At 70.2% G+C, this 16,152-nt stretch carries 15 protein-coding genes and 1 tRNA gene; 11 read left to right on the forward strand and 5 right to left on the reverse strand.

Annotated features, from left to right (window positions below):
* The first annotated feature begins 79 nt into the window (after window positions 1-79).
* The 10 genes from hutI to arsJ all read left to right on the forward strand — a co-directional run bounded on the left by hutI (window position 80) and on the right by arsJ (window position 11,525).
* Window positions 80-1,324, forward strand: coding sequence for an imidazolonepropionase (gene hutI / locus ABD056_RS00720; protein ID WP_343863434.1), 1,245 nt, complete (start codon window positions 80-82; stop codon window positions 1,322-1,324).
* Window positions 1,321-2,055 (forward strand): histidine utilization transcriptional repressor HutC, encoded by a 735-nt coding sequence (gene hutC / locus ABD056_RS00725; RefSeq protein ID WP_343863436.1) that lies wholly within the window; start codon window positions 1,321-1,323, stop codon window positions 2,053-2,055. The genes hutI and hutC overlap by 4 nt, the downstream gene beginning before the upstream one ends.
* A gap of 37 nt (window positions 2,056-2,092) precedes the next feature.
* On the forward strand, window positions 2,093-3,766 hold the full coding sequence (gene hutU, locus ABD056_RS00730) for a urocanate hydratase (protein ID WP_343863438.1): 1,674 nt from the start codon (window positions 2,093-2,095) through the stop codon (window positions 3,764-3,766).
* A gap of 72 nt (window positions 3,767-3,838) precedes the next feature.
* Window positions 3,839-4,954, forward strand: a complete 1,116-nt coding sequence (locus tag ABD056_RS00735; RefSeq protein WP_343863440.1) for a TRAP transporter substrate-binding protein — start codon at window positions 3,839-3,841, stop codon at window positions 4,952-4,954.
* A gap of 70 nt (window positions 4,955-5,024) precedes the next feature.
* Window positions 5,025-5,594, forward strand: a complete 570-nt coding sequence (locus ABD056_RS00740) for a TRAP transporter small permease subunit (protein WP_343863442.1) — start codon at window positions 5,025-5,027, stop codon at window positions 5,592-5,594.
* Complete coding sequence (locus tag ABD056_RS00745) at window positions 5,591-7,165, forward strand: TRAP transporter large permease (protein WP_343863444.1); 1,575 nt, start codon at window positions 5,591-5,593, stop codon at window positions 7,163-7,165. The genes ABD056_RS00740 and ABD056_RS00745 overlap by 4 nt, the downstream gene beginning before the upstream one ends.
* Before the next feature lie 131 nt (window positions 7,166-7,296).
* The gene (locus tag ABD056_RS00750; protein WP_343863446.1) at window positions 7,297-8,163 is read left to right on the forward strand and encodes a metalloregulator ArsR/SmtB family transcription factor; all 867 of its coding nucleotides are present in this window, start codon (window positions 7,297-7,299) and stop codon (window positions 8,161-8,163) included.
* Between the two features lie 19 nt (window positions 8,164-8,182).
* Window positions 8,183-9,241, forward strand: coding sequence for an ACR3 family arsenite efflux transporter (gene arsB, locus ABD056_RS00755; protein ID WP_343863742.1), 1,059 nt, complete (start codon window positions 8,183-8,185; stop codon window positions 9,239-9,241).
* Complete coding sequence (locus ABD056_RS00760; RefSeq protein ID WP_343863448.1) at window positions 9,238-10,251, forward strand: ArsJ-associated glyceraldehyde-3-phosphate dehydrogenase; 1,014 nt, start codon at window positions 9,238-9,240, stop codon at window positions 10,249-10,251. Before arsB ends, ABD056_RS00760 begins: the two co-directional genes overlap by 4 nt.
* Before the next feature lie 11 nt (window positions 10,252-10,262).
* A complete protein-coding gene (gene arsJ, locus ABD056_RS00765; RefSeq protein ID WP_343863449.1) occupies window positions 10,263-11,525 on the forward strand; it encodes an organoarsenical effux MFS transporter ArsJ in 1,263 nt (420 codons plus the stop codon).
* Here arsJ and ABD056_RS00770 read toward each other — a convergent pair.
* The 5 genes from ABD056_RS00770 to gph all read right to left on the reverse strand — a co-directional run bounded on the left by ABD056_RS00770 (window position 11,488) and on the right by gph (window position 14,684).
* A complete protein-coding gene (locus tag ABD056_RS00770) occupies window positions 11,488-12,141 on the reverse strand; it encodes a DUF6064 family protein (protein WP_343863451.1) in 654 nt (217 codons plus the stop codon). The genes arsJ and ABD056_RS00770 overlap by 38 nt on opposite strands.
* 2 nt (window positions 12,142-12,143) lie before the next feature.
* Window positions 12,144-13,103 (reverse strand): aldo/keto reductase, encoded by a 960-nt coding sequence (locus tag ABD056_RS00775; protein WP_343863453.1) that lies wholly within the window; start codon window positions 13,101-13,103, stop codon window positions 12,144-12,146.
* Window positions 13,104-13,172: 69 nt separating this feature from the next.
* Window positions 13,173-13,745 carry a hypothetical protein gene (locus ABD056_RS00780; protein WP_343863455.1) on the reverse strand — a complete coding sequence of 191 codons (573 nt, stop codon included), beginning with the start codon at window positions 13,743-13,745 and terminating at the stop codon, window positions 13,173-13,175.
* 89 nt (window positions 13,746-13,834) lie between these two features.
* A tRNA-Val gene (locus ABD056_RS00785) sits at window positions 13,835-13,909 on the reverse strand.
* A 100-nt stretch (window positions 13,910-14,009) separates the two neighbouring features.
* Window positions 14,010-14,684, reverse strand: coding sequence for a phosphoglycolate phosphatase (gph, locus tag ABD056_RS00790; RefSeq protein WP_343863457.1), 675 nt, complete (start codon window positions 14,682-14,684; stop codon window positions 14,010-14,012).
* A gap of 106 nt (window positions 14,685-14,790) precedes the next feature.
* Between gph and glmU the strand changes: the two genes are divergently transcribed.
* Window positions 14,791-16,149 carry a bifunctional UDP-N-acetylglucosamine diphosphorylase/glucosamine-1-phosphate N-acetyltransferase GlmU gene (gene glmU / locus ABD056_RS00795; protein ID WP_343863458.1) on the forward strand — a complete coding sequence of 453 codons (1,359 nt, stop codon included), beginning with the start codon at window positions 14,791-14,793 and terminating at the stop codon, window positions 16,147-16,149.
* Window positions 16,150-16,152: the final 3 nt, after the last annotated feature.

Here is a 16,152-nt window from a genome sequence, read left to right on the forward strand (position 1 = left end):
CAAGTTCAGACAACAAAGGCAAGGCCGATCCCGCAACTCGGATACGGGGCGCGGGGCGGCCGGGACAGGAGGCTTGCACATGACGGCCGGCGCCCGCTGGGACAGCCTGTGGATCAACGTCCACGCCGCCACCCTGGAACCGGGCGGCGCCCCTTATGGCGCTGTCGAGGATGCCGCCGTGGCGGTGCAGGGTGGCCGCATCGTGCATGTGGGCCGCCGTGCCGACCTGCCGGCCGCACCCGAGTCGCTCGCCGCTGAGGTCCAGGACGGGCAGGGCGGCTGGCTGACGCCGGGGCTGATCGACTGCCACACCCATCTGGTCTACGCCGGCAACCGCGCCCGGGAATTCGAGATGCGGCTGCAGGGCGTGCCCTATGAAGAGATCGCCCGCGCCGGCGGCGGCATCCTGTCCACCGTCCGCGCCACCCGCGCCGCCGACGAGAATGCCCTGCTGGCCGCCACCTTGCCGCGCCTCGACGCCCTGCTGGCGGAAGGGGTGACGACGGTGGAAGTGAAGTCGGGCTACGGCCTTGATACCGATACCGAACTGCGCATGCTGCGTGTCGCCCGCCGGCTGGCGGAGGTGCGGCCGGTGGCGGTGCGCACCACCTTCCTCGGCGCCCATGCGGTGCCGCCGGAGTTCAAGGCCGACCCCGACGCCTATGTCGACCTGCTGTGCCGCGAGACCCTGCCGGCCGCCGCCGCCGCCGGGCTCGCCGATGCGGTGGACGCCTTCTGCGAAGGCATCGGCTTCTCGCCGGCCCAGACGCGGCGGGTGTTCGAGACGGCGCGCGGCCTCGGCCTGCCGGTGAAGCTGCATGCCGAGCAGCTGTCCAACCTGGGCGGCGCGGCGCTGGTGGCGGAGTTCGGCGGCCTGTCGGCGGACCATATCGAACACCTGGACGAAGCCGGCGTGCGCGCCATGGCGGCGGCGGGGGTGACGGCGGTGCTGCTGCCGGGCGCCTTCTACGTGCTGCGCGAGACCAGACTGCCGCCCATGGACCTGCTGCGCGCCCACGGCGTGCCCATGGCCGTCGCCACCGACTGCAACCCCGGCACGGCGCCGGTCACCTCCCTCCTGCTCATGGTCAACATGGCCTGCACCCTGTTCCGCCTGACGCCGGAGGAAGCCCTGGCCGGCGTCACCCGCCACGCCGCCCGCGCCCTGGGCCTGTCTGATCGCGGCGTGCTGCGGCCGGGCCTGCGGGCCGACATGGCGCTGTGGCGCATCGGCTCGCCGGCGGATCTCGCCTACATGGTCGGCTTCAACCCCTGCGCCGCGGTGGTCAACGGCGGCGCCGTGCGGGAGCCGCGGCCGTCATGACGCAAGCCCTCTACCGCCGCATCAAGGACACCATCCGCAGCCGCATCCTCTCCGGCGAGTGGCCCGAGGGCTATCAGGTGCCGTCGGAACACCGGCTGCTGGAGGAATTCAAGGTCAGCCGCATGACCGTCCACCGCGCCCTGCGCGAGTTGCAGGACGAAGGGCTGCTCAGCCGCGTGCAGGGGGTGGGCACTTTCGTCGCCGAGCGGCGGCCGAGTGTGTCCATCGTCGAGCTGAAGTCCATCGCCGACGACATTGCCGAGCGCGGCAACCGCCACTCGGCGCGGGTGGAACGGCTGACCGCGGTGCCGGCCGATGGGCCGCTGGCGCGGCAGTTCAACCTGCCGGAAGGGGCGCGGCTGTTCCATTCCGTCGTCCTCCACTGCGAGAACGACGTGCCGATCCAGTACGAGGAGCGCTGGGTCAACCCGGAGATGGCGCCGCGCTACATCGACCAGGATTTCAGCCGCCTGACCACCACCGCCTACCTCACCGGCCTCTACGGCGCCCCGGATGTGGAGCACGTCATCGAGGCGGCGCTGCCGGGGGCGGGGGCGGCGCGGCTGCTCGCCATCGCGCCGACGGAACCCTGCCTGCGCCTCACCCGCCGCACCTGGGTGCAGGCCAAGGTGGTGACGCTGGCGGTGATGGTCCACCCCGGCACCCGCTTCCGCCTCGGCACCTGGTTCCGCGCCCAGCCGGGTGCGGTGCCGCTGATGCAGGCCCTTTGAAACACCACGAAGAACCCGATCAGGGAGACCCCCGTCCATGACCGACACGTCCCGCCTCGACAACGCCCGCGTCATCCGCAGCCCCCGGGGCACGGACCTGACCTGCCGGAGCTGGCTGACCGAGGCGCCGCTGCGCATGCTGATGAACAACCTCGACCCCGACGTGGCCGAACGGCCGCAGGATCTGGTGGTCTATGGCGGCATCGGGCGGGCGGCGCGCAACTGGGAAAGCTATGACCGCATCGTCGCGGCGCTCAAGACCCTGGCCGACGACGAGACGCTGCTGGTGCAGTCGGGCAAGCCGGTCGGCATCTTCCGCACCCACGCCGATGCGCCGCGGGTGCTGATCGCCAATTCCAACCTGGTGCCGCACTGGGCCACCTGGGACAAGTTCCACGACCTGGACCGCCAGGGGCTGATGATGTACGGCCAGATGACGGCCGGCTCGTGGATCTACATCGGCAGCCAGGGCATCGTCCAGGGCACCTATGAAACCTTCGTCGAGATGGGCCGCCAGCACTACGGCGGCGACCTGACCGGGCGGTGGATCCTCACCGGCGGCCTCGGCGGCATGGGCGGCGCCCAGCCACTGGCCGCCACCATGGCCGGCGCCAGCATGCTGGCCGTCGAATGCCAGCCGAGCCGCATCGACATGCGCCTGCGCACCGGCTACCTCGACCGCACCACCGCCAGCCTGGACGAAGCGCTGGCCTGGCTCGACGAGGCCAAGGCCACCGGCAAGGCCGTCTCCATCGGCCTGCTGGGCAACGCCGCCGAGGTCTTCCCCGAACTGGTGCGGCGCGGCGTCCGCCCCGACGGGGTGACCGACCAGACCTCCGCCCACGACCCCATCAACGGCTACCTGCCGGCCGGCTGGAGCCTGGAGCAGTGGGAACGCACCCGCGAGAGCGACCCGAAGGCGGTCGAGAAGGCGGCCAAGCAGTCCATGAAGGTCCACGTCCAGGCCATGCTGGACTTCCACGCCATGGGCGTGCCCACCTTCGACTATGGCAACAACATCCGCCAGATGGCGCAGGACGAGGGGCTGGAGAACGCCTTCGCCTTCCCCGGCTTCGTGCCCGCCTACATCCGGCCGCTGTTCTGCAAGGGCATCGGGCCGTTCCGCTGGGCGGCGCTGTCCGGCGACCCGGAGGACATCTACAAGACCGACGCCAAGGTGAAGGAACTGATCCCCGATGATCCGCACCTGCACACCTGGCTCGACATGGCGCGGGAGCGCATCCACTTCCAGGGCCTGCCGGCGCGCATCTGCTGGGTCGGCCTGGGGCAGCGCCACCGCCTCGGCCTCGCCTTCAACGAGATGGTGCGGACCGGCGAGCTGAAGGCGCCGGTGGTGATCGGCCGCGACCATCTGGACTCCGGCTCCGTTGCCAGCCCCAACCGCGAGACGGAGGCCATGATGGACGGCTCCGACGCCGTTTCCGACTGGCCGCTGCTCAATGCCCTGCTGAACACCGCCAGCGGCGCCACCTGGGTCAGCCTGCACCACGGCGGCGGCGTCGGCATGGGCTATTCGCAGCACTCGGGCATGGTCATCGTCTGCGACGGCAGCGAGGCCGCCGCCCGCCGCATCGAGCGGGTGCTGTGGAACGACCCCGCCACCGGCGTCATGCGCCACGCCGACGCGGGTTACGAGATCGCTCGGGAGTGTGCCCGTACCCACGGGCTGAAGCTGCCCTTTCTTGAATAGGGCAGTGGGGTATCATCGAAAGTCCTGAAGCGAAACAAAGACATAAAAGCCACCGAACAGGGAGTACAGGCAATGGATCGCAGGACGTTTCTGAAGAGTGCTTCCACCGGCGCCGCCGGTGTCGCCGCCGCTGCCGCCGTCGGCTCCGGCCTTGCGGCGCCGGCGCTCGCCCAGGGTCGCCAGCAGTGGACCATGGTCACCAGCTGGCCGCGCAACCTGCCGGGGCCGGGCGTCGCCGCCAACCTGCTGGCGGAGCGCATCACGGCGCTGTCCGGCGGCCGGCTGGAGGTGAAGGTCTCCGCCGCCGGCGAACTGGTCCCCGGCCGCGGCGTGTTCGATGCGGTGTCGGAGGGGACGGCGCAGCTCTATCACTCGGTGCCGGCCTATTGGGGCTCCAAGTCCATCGGCTTCCTGCTGTTCGGCTCGCAGCCCTTCGGCCTGACCGCCATCGAACAGTCGGGCTGGATGAACCATGGCGGCGGCCAGGCGCTGTATGACGAGCTGTACGCCCGCTTCAACATCAAGCCGTTCCTGTGCGGCAACTCGGGCGCCCAGTTCTTCGGCTGGTTCCGCAACGAGATCAACTCGCTGGACGACCTGCGCGGCCTGCGCTTCCGCACCACCGGCCTCAACAGCGAGGTGCTGTCGCGGCTCGGCATGGCGGTGCAGGCCATGGGCGGGGCGGAGATGTTCCAGGCCCTGCAGTCGGGCACGCTGGATGCCGGCGAGTTCATCGGCCCGTGGAGCGACAGTGCGCTCGGCTTCTATCAGGTGGCCAAGAACTACTACTACCCCTGCATCGGCGAACCCAGCTCGGCCGAGGAATGCGGCATCAACATGGATGCCTTCAACGGCCTGCCGGACGACCTGAAGCAGGCGGTTCAGCTGGCCTGCCAGTCGCTCTACGACCAGGTGCTGACCGAATACAACACCAACAACGCCAAGGCCCTGCCCATGCTGGTGAAGGAGCACGGCGTGCAGGTGAAGAAGCTGCCCGACGACGTCGTCCGCGCCATCGGCAGCGAGACGGGCAAGGTGGTGTCCGAACTGCGCGACAACCAGGATGAACTGGTCAAGCGCATCGTCGAAAGCTTCCTCGCCTACCGGGCCCTGACCGCCGAGTACATGACCTATTCCGACGGCGGGTTCTATCAGGCGCGCGCCATGGACTACGACTTCCCGTCCTGACGCCCGTTCCGCTCCGGCGGCGGTGTCGCAGGCACCGCCGCCGGACGCCTGCCACCGCCGAGGGGGGACCATGGCCGCCACCACCGCCGCCAGCCTGCTTTCGCGCGTCAGTGCCGGGCTTGACCGCATCAATGCCGCCGTCGGGGCGGTGGTGATGTGGTTCGCCATCGGCATGATGCTGATCCAGTTCGCCATCGTCGTGCTGCGCTATGTGTTCGGCATGAGCTTCATCATGCTGGCCGAGGCGGAGCTTTACCTGCACGCCGCCCTGTTCATGCTCGGCGCCGGCTACACCCTGCTGCACGACGGCCATGTGCGGGTGGACATCTTCTACGGCAGCGCCTCGCCGCGGCGCCGGGCGCTGATCGACCTGCTCGGCACCCTGGTGTTCCTGCTGCCGACCTGCGGCGTCATCCTCTACTACACCTGGCCCTTCGTGCGGCGGTCGTGGCAGATCCTGGAAGGGCCGATCTCGGTCGGCGGCATTCCGGCGTCGTTCCTGCTGAAAAGCCTGATCCCGGCCTTCGCGGTGCTGCTGCTGGTCCAGGGCACCGCCATGGCGCTGCGCAATCTGGCGGTGCTGGCGGGCGGCGAGGCTGACGCGGGGCAGGGCGCCGGTGAGCGGGAGGCGCGGTCATGAGCCTGCTCGCCGACAACCTGGACCTCATCATGTTCGCCGCCCTGTGCGGCGGCATCCTGCTCGGCTATCCGGTGGTGTTCACCCTGGCCGGCATCGGCGTGCTGTTCGCCGCCCTCGGCATGGCGCTCGGCCACTTCAACATGAACCTGATGGCGGCGTTGGGGCAGCGGGTGTTCAGCCTGATGACCAATGACATCCTGCTCGCCATTCCGCTGTTCGTGCTGATGGGGGTGATCCTTGAACGCTCCCGCATCGCCGAGGAACTGCTGGAGGAAATGGGCAAGCTGTTCCGCGGCGTGCGCGGCGGCCTTGCCGTTTCCGTCATCATCGTCGGCATGCTGCTGGCGGCCTCCACCGGCATCGTCGGCGCGACCGTCGTCACCATGGCGCTGATCGCCATGCCGACCATGCTGCGCTACGGCTACGGCAAGCCGCTGGCGAGCGGTGTCATCGTTTCCGCCGGCACCCTCGGGCAGATCATCCCGCCGTCGACCATGCTCATCATCCTGTCGGAGGTGATGTCGTCGGGCTATCAGCAGGCGCAGTTCGCCATGGGGCGGTTTTCGGTCGAGACCATCTCGGTCGGGGACGTCTTTGCCGCCGCCCTCATCCCCGGCCTGTGCCTTGTCGCGCTCTACATCCTGTTCGTGCTCGGCCTCGCCTTCCTGCGGCCGCAGGCGGCGCCGGCCATTCCCGGCGACGACGGCCTGCCGCTGGCGGTGGTGCTGCGCCACCTGGGCAAGGTGCTGGTGCCGCCCATCGTGCTGATCGTCGCCGTGCTCGGCTCCATCCTCGGCGGCATCGCGACGCCGACCGAGGCGGCGGCGGTGGGAGCGGTGGGCGCCCTCATGCTGGCCGGGCCGCGCCTGATGCCGGAACGGTCGCGCTGGCCTTTCGTGGCGGCCGGGGTGGCCATCGTCGCCATGCTGGTGCTGACCAGCTTCCTCGACCTGCGCATCGGCCGCACCCAGGCGAGCGCGGCGGAGCGCATCGGCGTCTGGGTGGCGGCGGGGCTGACGGCGGTCACCTTCTGGGGCATCTTCGTCGCCCTGTGGCGGGCGGCGCGGGTGGGGGTGCTGCGGCCGGTGATGGCCTCCACCACGCTCGTCACCTCCATGATCTTCGCCATGATGATCGGCGCCTCGGTGTTCTCGCTGGTGTTCCGGGGCCTCGGCGGTGATGCGCGGGTGGAAGCCTTCCTGCACGACATGCCGGGCGGCGAGACCGGGGCGCTGCTGTTCGTCATGGCGGTGGTCTTCGTGCTCGGCTTCTTCCTCGATTTCGTCGAGATCTCGGTGATCGTGCTGCCCATCGTGGTGCCGATCCTGCTCGCCATGGGCATGGACCCCATCTGGCTGGCGGTGATGATCGCCATCAACCTGCAGACCTCGTTCCTGACGCCGCCCTTCGGTTTCTCGCTGTTCTACCTGCGCGGGGCGGCGCCGCCGTCGGTGCGCACGGTGGACATCTACCGCGGCGTCATTCCCTTCGTGATGCTGCAGATTGCCGGCATGGCGGTCGTCTACTTCATGCCGCAGATCGCCACCTGGCTGCCGCGCCTGCTGCGCTGAGGCGGTGCAGTCTCCATCCCCACGCCTGCCGACGCCGGAGCCTCCCCAGGGCTCCGGCGTCGTCGTTGTGGCAGGGCCCTGTCGCCGAACCGTCACTTGAAACCGGTTTGGAATTCTGGAACAGTGATCCCATGAAGACGCGCGACGCCGTAACCCTGCTGTCCGCCCTTGCCAGCGAGGCGAGGCTCGATGCCTGGCGACTGCTGCTGCAAAGCGGCCCGGCGGGCATGATCCACGGTGACCTGGCGGCGGCGCTCGGCATGCCGAAGCCGACGCTGTCCTTTCACCTGCGCGACCTGCGGGTGGCCGGGCTGGTGGAAAGCCGCAAGGAGGGGCGCACCGTCGTCTACACCGCCAACGCCATGGCCGCCGAGGCCCTGGCGGCCTTTCTGGTCGAGACATGCTGCGGCAACCGTCCCGACCTCTGCCTCGGTCCGCGCACCCCGGAGACGGTCATGACCCTCGCCCCCGACAAGGTTTACAACGTGCTGTTCCTCTGCACCGGCAATTCGGCCCGCAGCATCATGGCCGAGTGCATCCTTCAGCGCGAAGGGCAGGGGCGCTTCCGCACCTTTTCCGCCGGCTCCACGCCGCGCGGCACGGTGGCGCCGGAGGTGCTGGCGCTGCTGGCGCGCAACAATTACCCGACCGGCCATCTGCGCTCCAAGAGCTGGGACGAGTTCGCGAGGGACGGCGCGCCGGAAATGGATTTCGTCTTCACCGTCTGCGACGACGCCGCCGGCGAGGTCTGCCCGGTGTGGCCGGGCCAGCCGATGACCGCCCACTGGGGCGTGCCCGACCCGGTGGCGTTCGTGGCCGATGCCAAGCAGCGGGCGCTGGTCTTCGCCGACGTCTACCGCATGCTCGCAAACCGCATCAGCATCTTCTGCGCCTTGCCGCTGCGGTCGCTGGACAAGCTGTCGCTGCAGCGGCGGCTGGACGATATCGGGCGCATGGACCAGACGGAGGACAAGGCTGCAAATGTCGGCAGCGCGTAAGGGCGGCGGCGGGGCCGCCATGGGTCTGTTCGAACGCTATCTCACGCTGTGGGTGGCGCTGTGCATCGTGGTGGGCATCGGCCTCGGCCATCTGATGCCGGGGCCGTTCCAGGCCCTCGGCCGCATGGAAGTGGCGCAGGTCAACCTGCCGGTGGCGGTGCTCATCTGGCTGATGATCGTGCCCATGCTGTTGAAGGTGGACTTCGGCGCCCTGGCGCAGGTGAAGGAGCACTGGCGCGGCGTCGGCGTCACCGTGATCGCCAACTGGGCGGTGAAGCCGTTCAGCATGGCGGTGCTCGGCTGGCTGTTCATCGGCTGGCTGTTCCGCCCCTGGCTGCCGGAAGCGCAGATCGACAGCTACATCGCCGGACTCATCATCCTGGGTGCGGCGCCGTGCACCGCCATGGTGTTCGTCTGGAGCCACCTGACCGACGGCGAGCCCAACTTCACCCTCAGCCAGATCGCCCTCAATGACACCATCATGGTGTTCGCCTTCGCCCCCATCGTCGCCCTACTGCTCGGCCTGTCGAGCATCATCGTGCCGTGGGAGACGCTGCTGATCTCCGTGCTGCTGTTCGTGGTGGTGCCGGTGATCGTCGCCCACCTGTGGCGCGGCGCCCTGCTGCGGCGGGGCGGCGAGGCGGCGCTGGCCGGGGTGCTGAAGACCATCCAGCCGGCGTCGCTGGCGGCGCTGCTGCTGACCCTGGTGCTGCTGTTCGGCTTCCAGGGCGAGCAGATCCTCGATCAACCACTGGTCATCGCCCTGCTGGCGGTGCCCATCATCATCCAGGTGTTCTTCATCTGGGGCTTTGCCTACCTCGCCAACCGCATGACCGGCGAGCAGCACTGCATCGCCGCGCCGTCGGCGCTGATTGCCGCCTCCAACTTCTTCGAGCTGGCCGTCGCCACCGCCATCGGCCTGTTCGGCTTCGAGAGCGGCGCGGCGCTCGCCACCGTCGTCGGCGTGCTGGTGGAGGTGCCGGTGATGCTGACCGCGGTGAGGATCACCAACGCCAGCCGCGGCTGGTACGACCGCGGCCGCGCCGTCGCCGCCCGTCTGGGGAGAACGCCGTCATGACCCTGCGCATCGCCATCAACGGCTTCGGCCGCATGGGGCGCCTGTCCGTCCGCGCCGCCCACGGCTGGCCGGAGGTGGAGTTCGTCGCCGTCAACGAGATCAAGGGCGGCCCCGAAGTCGCCGCCCACCTGCTGGAGTTCGATACCGTCCACGGCCGCTGGCGGCGGGACATCGGCTTTGACGAGCAGGCGCTGATCCTCGACGGCCGCCGGCTGCCCTTCACCGAGGCGAAAAGCCCCGCCGATATCCCCTGGACCGGCGATGACGTCGACGTGGTGCTGGAATGTTCCGGCAAGTTCCGCACGCCGGAAAGCCTGCAGCCCTATTTCGACAAGGGCATCCGCACGGTGGTGGTGGCGGCGCCGGTGAAGGACGAGCGGGCGCTGAACATCGTCATGGGCGTCAACCAGCACCTCTACGACCCGGCGAAGCACCGGCTGCTGACGGCGGCATCCTGCACCACCAACTGCCTGGCGCCGGTGGTGAAGGTGATCCACGAGTCCATCGGCATCGTCCACGGCTCCATCACCACCATCCACGACGTCACCAACACCCAGGTGATCGTCGACGCTCCCCACAAGGACCTGCGGCGCGCCCGCTCGGCGCTGAACGCGCTGATCCCGACCTCCACCGGCTCCGCCACCGCCATCGCCCTCATCTACCCGGAGTTGACGGGCAAGCTGAACGGCCATGCGGTGCGGGTGCCGCTGCTCAATGCCTCGCTGACCGACTGCGTGTTCGAGGTGGCGCGCGACACCAGCGTCGAGGAGGTCAACGCCCTGTTCCGCGCCGCTGCCGAGGCCGGGCCGCTGAAGGACATCCTGGGCTTCGAGCCGCGTCCGCTGGTCTCCACCGACTTCACCGACGACCCGCGCTCGGCCATCGTCGACGGCCCCTCCACCATGGTGGTCAACCGCCGGCAGGTGAAGGTCTACGCCTGGTATGACAACGAGTGGGGCTACGTGAACCGCATGATGGAGCTGTGCCGACTGGTCGGCCGCAGCCGCTGAGCCGCCGCGCCATGTCCGACCGCCGCAACTACGCCGCCGTCACCGCCGCCTACTGGGCCTTCACGCTCACCGACGGCGCCCTGCGCATGCTGGTGCTGCTGCACTTCCACCGGCTCGGCTTCACGCCGGTGGAACTGGCCTTCCTGTTCCTGCTGTACGAGGCCATGGGCATCGTCACCAATCTGGTCGGCGGCTGGATCGGCGCCCGCTTCGGCCTGCGGCTGACCCTGTTCGGCGGTCTCGGCATCCAGATCGCGGCGCTGCTGCTGCTGTCGCGGGTGAGCCCGGACTGGGCCATGGCGCTGTCGGTCGCCTGGGTGATGACGGCGCAGGCGCTGTCCGGCGTCGCCAAGGACCTCACCAAGATGAGCAGCAAGTCGGCGGTCAAGCTGGTGGTGACGGAAAGCACCGCCGACGGCACCCAGGGCCTGCTGTTCCGCTGGGTGGCGCTGCTGACCGGGTCGAAGAACGCGCTTAAGGGAGTGGGTTTCTTCCTCGGCGGCTTCCTGCTGTCGGCGGTGGGGTTCGCGCCGGCGCTGTACCTCATGGCGGCCATGCTGGCGGTGGTGCTGGTGCTCCGCCTCGCCACCCTGAAGACCGACCTCGGCCGCGCCAAGGAGAAGATCCGCGGCCGCGAGCTGTTCTCCAAAAGCCGCGAGATCAACCTGCTGTCGCTCGCCCGCGTGTTCCTGTTCGCCAGCCGCGACGTGTGGTTCGTGGTCGGCGTGCCGATCTTCCTGTCCTCGACGCTTGGGTGGGATTTCTACGCCGTCGGCACCTTCATGGCGGTGTGGGTGATCGGCTACGGCATGGTGCAGGCGAGCGTGCCCGGCCTGCTCCGCCGCACCACCGACGCCGCCACCGGGGCACGGGCCGCCCGCGTCTGGGCCGGGCTGCTGGCGGTGATCCCGGCGGCCCTTGCCCTGGCCCTGTCGCCCGGCCTGCTGGGGCTGAGCGGCGGCGATACGGCGGTGGTGCTGATCGGCGGGCTGCTGCTGTTCGGGGTGGCCTTCGCGGTCAACAGCGCCGTCCACAGCTACCTGATCGTCGCCTATTCCGATGCCGACAAGGTGGCGCTCAACGTCGGCTTCTACTACATGGCCAACGCCGTCGGGCGGCTGGGCGGGACGCTTTTGTCGGGCGTGCTCTACCAGGTGGCCGGGCTGACCGCCACCCTGTGGGCCAGCGCCGCCATGCTGGCGGTGGCCTTCGCGGTTGCCCTGGCGCTGCCGACGGTCAGCCCGGCAGGCCCTGTCGCACGCGGCGGTTCTTGAGGTAGATCAGGGGGATGGCGGCCAGTCCTGCGAGCGCCTGCAAGGTCGCGGGGCCGCCGCCCAGGGCCCAGGCGGTGGCGCCGCCGGCGAAGCTCCAGGCGATGGGCAGCGCCGCCAGATGCCAGGGCGTGCGGCCGCGCATCAGCAGCAGCACGCCGAGGGTAAACAGGGCGGTCGGGTCGGGCGCCACGCCGCCCACCGCCGCCGCCGCCAGCCCTTGCCGCGAGCCGAGCGCCAGCAGCGGCCAGCCGGCCAGGGCGATCACCGCAAGGCCGAGGCCGGCGGCCTCGGCCGGTCCCTGCGGGCGGGCGAGCGGCATGGCGTCCCGCACCGCCCCTGTCCACACCAGCAGCACCGCCTGCACCACGAACAGCACCGCATAGATGGGCGCCGCGAAGTTCAGGCTGGCGAAGGTGGCGGCGTGGAAGGCGATGCCGGTCCACGCCCAGCCGGCCGCCAGCGTCAGGGCGGCGATGCGCCCCGCCGCCTCCGCCCGTTGCAGGGCGAGGCCGAGCACCCCCGTCAGCAGTACCAGCGCCGCCAGCGGCGCCGGCCACAGGGCACTGTTGTAGCGGGCCAGCAGCGACGCCAGCACATCGGCGGAGAAGGGCAGCATGGCTACAGCGCCCGCAGGTCGTCGGCCATGCGCCGGCGCAGGGCGGCATCGGGCAGCGGGTGGCGCAGCACCGCCATGTTCTCCCGCATGTGGTCGACGCGGGTGGTGGCGGGGATGACGCAGGTGACGGCGGGATGGGAGACGACGAACGACAGCATCACCTGCGCCCAGGTGGCGGCCCCGATCTCCGCCGCCCAGCCGGGCAGCGGCCGGCCGGCGACGGTGCGGAACAGGCTGCCCTGGCGGAACGGCCGGTTGACGATGACGCCGATGCCGCGCTCGGCCGCCAGCGGCAGCAGGCGGTCCTCCACCTCGCGGTCGAGGATGTTGTAGGTGATCTGGATGAAGTCGAGCGGGTGGCGCTCCATGATGCGCGCCATCTCGTCGTGGCGGCGGCCGTGGGAGGTGGTGACGCCCACGTACCGCACCCGCCCGGCCGCCTTGTCGTCGGCGAGCGTCGGCAGGTGATCCTCCCAGTCCTCCAGGTTATGGACCTGCATGAGGTCGAAGCGGTCGAGCCCCCACAGACGGCGGGACTCGGCCATCTGCTGCGGCCCGTCGCGCATCAGCCAGGTGGTCCACACCTTGGTGGCGGAGAACAGGCCGGCGGTCTCCGCCGCCGGCAGCCGTTCCAGGCACCAGCCGACCACCTCTTCCGCCGTGCCGTACATGGGGGAACTGTCCACCATGCCGCCGCCGAGCGCCAGGAAGGTGCGCAGTACCTCCAGCCGGTCCTGGCGCAGGGGCTCGCTGTCGCCGACGTTGAAGGTGATCCAGGTGCCCATGCCGACCACCGGGATCTCCTCGCCGGTGGAGGGGATGGGGCGGCGCAGGATGTCGGCGGGGTCGGCCGCGCCGGCCGGGGTGGCGGTCAGCGGGCCGAGGGCCGGCAGCAGGGCGGCGGCCGCGGCACCGGCGAGCAGGCGGCGACGGCTGGGGTCGGCGGGACGGGCGGACGGCACGGGCTCCTCCGGCGGCGGCGCGGGGCAGGGCGGTCGGGTCTCCCTAACATCGGTCCCCGACGCCGCCGGTCAATCCCCGTCCGGCCGCCCGGCGAAGGCGACGAGGTCGCGGGCGTCGGCGGCTAGGTCCTCGGCGTCCTCCGTCCCCTTGGCCAGCGCCCAGGCCAGCGCCAGGGCGACGGCATCGTCCAGCGCCCGCCCTGGCGTCAGCCCGGCGCGGGCGCGCAGGCGCATGAGCGCGGGTTCGTCGGCGGGCAGGGGCGGCGGCCGCAGGCTGGCGGAGCCGGCGACGTGCGGCGGCTGCGGCAGCGGCGACTGATCGAACAGCGCCTGCAGCCAGCCGCGCACCGCCTCCGGCGCCTCGCACACCACCCGGCAGCCGGCGAGGTCTTCGCTCAGGCGGGCGGCGATGCGGCGCGGGTCGGTGCCGTCGGCTTCCAGCCGCTCCGGCGTCAGGCCGTGCAGGGCCTCCGCCTCCGCCGACCATGGCAGGTCGTCCCACTCCGCCACCGGCCGCACCAGCCAGCTTTCGCCGGCCTGCAGGTCGGCCGCCGCCCAGGCGATTTCCACCGGCCAGCCGTCGACGGCGGAGGCCTTGATGTCGAGGAAGAGAACCGGCACCGCCGCCATGTGGCGCTCCATGTCCCGAAGGGGTGACGTGGAAGGGGCTGAAAACGACACGGGCGCCGGCTGACTGGCAGCGGCGCCCGGATGTCATTCCTGAGAGGAGATGGTGGGCGATGTAGGGATTGAACCTACGACCCCACCCGTGTGAAGGGTGTGCTCTCCCGCTGAGCTAATCGCCCATCTCTCTCGGTCCCCGTCGGGGGCGGTGCCGTTCGGCGGTGCCTCCGTCGTGGGAGCCGGTATATACGAAGCCCGAGGCCCCCCTGTCAAACCCTTTTTTCAAAAATTCTTCGCGATGATCGCCGGCAGGTCGGTAAACCGGTCGATGACCGCCAGCGCGCCGAATTCTTCCACCGCACCATGGGGATAGCCGTAAGAGACGCAGACGCACGGCACCCCCGCGCCACGCGCCGCCAGCACGTCGTTGAGGCCGTCGCCGACCATCAGCGCCCGCGAGGCCGATGCGCCCAGCCCCGCGAGCGCCGCCAGCACCGGCTGCGGGTGCGGCTTGCGTTCGGCGGTCGACCCACCGCCGATCACCACCGGGAAGAAACGCAGAAGGTCTAGCGCCTCCAGGAGGACCATGGTCGGCCGATAGGGCTTGTTCGTGCATACCGCCATCGGGTGTCCGCGCTCGGCCAGCTTCACAAGCGTGCTTACGACGCCAGGGTAGGGTTGTGTTCCGCCCGTGGCTGCCGTCTCATAGATGCTGACGAAGCGGCCGGTGAGCATGTCCAGATCGGGCTCGCCGGCTGCCGCACCGGTGGCGATGAAGGCGCGCTCGACCAGCACGCGGGCGCCGTCGCCGACCATGCGGGCCACTTCCGGTTCGGAAACGGGGCGCCGCCCTTCCTCCGCCAGCAGGCGGTTCAGGGCGAGCGTCAGGTCGGGCAGGCTGTGAACCAGCGTGCCGTCGAGATCGAAAAGGAGCGCGAGCGGTGGGGAAGTGGTCATGCCGTCCTGCAACACGGTGAAACAATGTTTGTTTTGGCGGAGGCCGTCACCTGTGGCACTGTCCGCCGCAGCGTATCCAAACCTTATCTAGCCTACCTCGGAATCCATGAGCAAAAGCAAAACCGCCGCCATCGTCCTCGCCGCCGGCATGGGCACGCGCATTAAGTCGGCCCTGCCCAAGGTCATGCACCCCATCGGCGGCCGCCCCATGGTCAGCCACCTGCTGGCGACGGTCGACCGCATCGCCGCCGAACGCACGGTGGTGGTCATCGGCCCCGACATGGACATCGTCAGCCGCACCGTGGCGCCGCGCCCGACGGTGGTGCAGGCCGACCGCCTGGGCACCGCCCATGCCGTGCTGCAGGCCCGCCGCGAGCTGGAGGGTTTCGACGGCGACGTTCTGGTGCTCTACGGCGACACGCCGCTGATCGCCCCGGAAACCCTGGAGCGCATGCTGGCCGCCCGCCGCACCGCACCGCAGCCGGCGGTGGTGGTGCTCGGCTTCCGCCCCGCCCAGCCGGGCGCCTACGGCCGCCTGGTGATGCAGGGCGACAGCCTGGAAGCCATCGTCGAGGCCAAGGAGGCGACGGCCGAGCAGCTGGCGATCCCGCTGTGCAACTCCGGCGTCATGTGCATCGACGGGGCGCGGCTGTTCGGGCTGCTGGACCGCGTCGGCAATGACAATGCCAAGGGCGAGTTCTACCTGACCGACATCGTCGCCCTGGCCCGCGCCGACGGGCTGACCTGCGCCGTGGTGGAGGGGGCGGAGGACGAGCTTCTGGGCGTCAACAGCCGGGCCGAACTGGCGGTGGCCGAGGGCGTGCTGCAGGCCCGCCTGCGCCGCGCCGCCATGGACAACGGCGCCACCCTGACGGCGCCGGAGACAGTGTTCCTCAGCCACGACACCCGCATCGGCCGCGACGTCCGCATCGGCCCCTTCGTCACCTTCGGCCCCGGCGTCACCATCGGCGACGACGTGGAGATCAAGGGCTTCTGCCATTTCGAGGACTGCACGGTGGACACCGGCGCCATCCTCGGCCCCTACGCTCGCCTGCGCCCCGGCGCGGCGGTGGGCGAGGGCGCCCACATCGGCAACTTCGTCGAAATCAAGAAGGCAGTGGTCGAGCCGGGCGCCAAGGTCAACCACCTGACCTATATCGGCGATGCCCGCGTCGGCGCCGGAGCCAACATCGGCGCCGGCACCATCACCTGCAACTACGACGGCTTCATGAAGTACCACACCGACATCGGCGCCGGCGCCTTCATCGGCTCCAACAGCGCCCTGGTGGCGCCGGTGCGCATCGGCGACGGCGCCATCGTCGGCGCCGGCTCGGTGGTGACCCATGACGTCGAGTCCAACGCCCTGGCCGTTGCCCGCGGAGAGCAGATCTCCCGCGGCGGCTGGGCCATCCGGTTCCGCGAGCGCATGGCCGCGCTCAAGGCACAGCGCAAGAAGGAGGCCTGATCC

This window comes from Caenispirillum bisanense (assembly GCF_039523075.1).
GTDB classification, from domain to species: Bacteria; Pseudomonadota; Alphaproteobacteria; order Rhodospirillales; family Rhodospirillaceae; genus Caenispirillum; species Caenispirillum bisanense.

Bases quoted from the DNA above. Each gene is read 5' to 3' on its own strand.
- hutI (WP_343863434.1), top strand. From the start codon at position 80: ATGACGGCCGGCGCCCGCTGGGACAGCCTGTGGATCAACGTCCACGCC.
- hutC (WP_343863436.1), top strand. From the start codon at position 1,321: ATGACGCAAGCCCTCTACCGCCGCATCAAGGACACCATCCGCAGCCGC.
- hutU (WP_343863438.1), top strand. From the start codon at position 2,093: ATGACCGACACGTCCCGCCTCGACAACGCCCGCGTCATCCGCAGCCCC.
- ABD056_RS00735 (WP_343863440.1), top strand. From the start codon at position 3,839: ATGGATCGCAGGACGTTTCTGAAGAGTGCTTCCACCGGCGCCGCCGGT.
- ABD056_RS00740 (WP_343863442.1), top strand. From the start codon at position 5,025: ATGGCCGCCACCACCGCCGCCAGCCTGCTTTCGCGCGTCAGTGCCGGG.
- ABD056_RS00745 (WP_343863444.1), top strand. From the start codon at position 5,591: ATGAGCCTGCTCGCCGACAACCTGGACCTCATCATGTTCGCCGCCCTG.
- ABD056_RS00750 (WP_343863446.1), top strand. From the start codon at position 7,297: ATGAAGACGCGCGACGCCGTAACCCTGCTGTCCGCCCTTGCCAGCGAG.
- arsB (WP_343863742.1), top strand. From the start codon at position 8,183: ATGGGTCTGTTCGAACGCTATCTCACGCTGTGGGTGGCGCTGTGCATC.
- ABD056_RS00760 (WP_343863448.1), top strand. From the start codon at position 9,238: ATGACCCTGCGCATCGCCATCAACGGCTTCGGCCGCATGGGGCGCCTG.
- arsJ (WP_343863449.1), top strand. From the start codon at position 10,263: ATGTCCGACCGCCGCAACTACGCCGCCGTCACCGCCGCCTACTGGGCC.
- ABD056_RS00770 (WP_343863451.1), bottom strand. From the start codon at position 12,141: ATGCTGCCCTTCTCCGCCGATGTGCTGGCGTCGCTGCTGGCCCGCTAC.
- ABD056_RS00780 (WP_343863455.1), bottom strand. From the start codon at position 13,745: ATGGAGCGCCACATGGCGGCGGTGCCGGTTCTCTTCCTCGACATCAAG.
- gph (WP_343863457.1), bottom strand. From the start codon at position 14,684: ATGACCACTTCCCCACCGCTCGCGCTCCTTTTCGATCTCGACGGCACG.
- glmU (WP_343863458.1), top strand. From the start codon at position 14,791: ATGAGCAAAAGCAAAACCGCCGCCATCGTCCTCGCCGCCGGCATGGGC.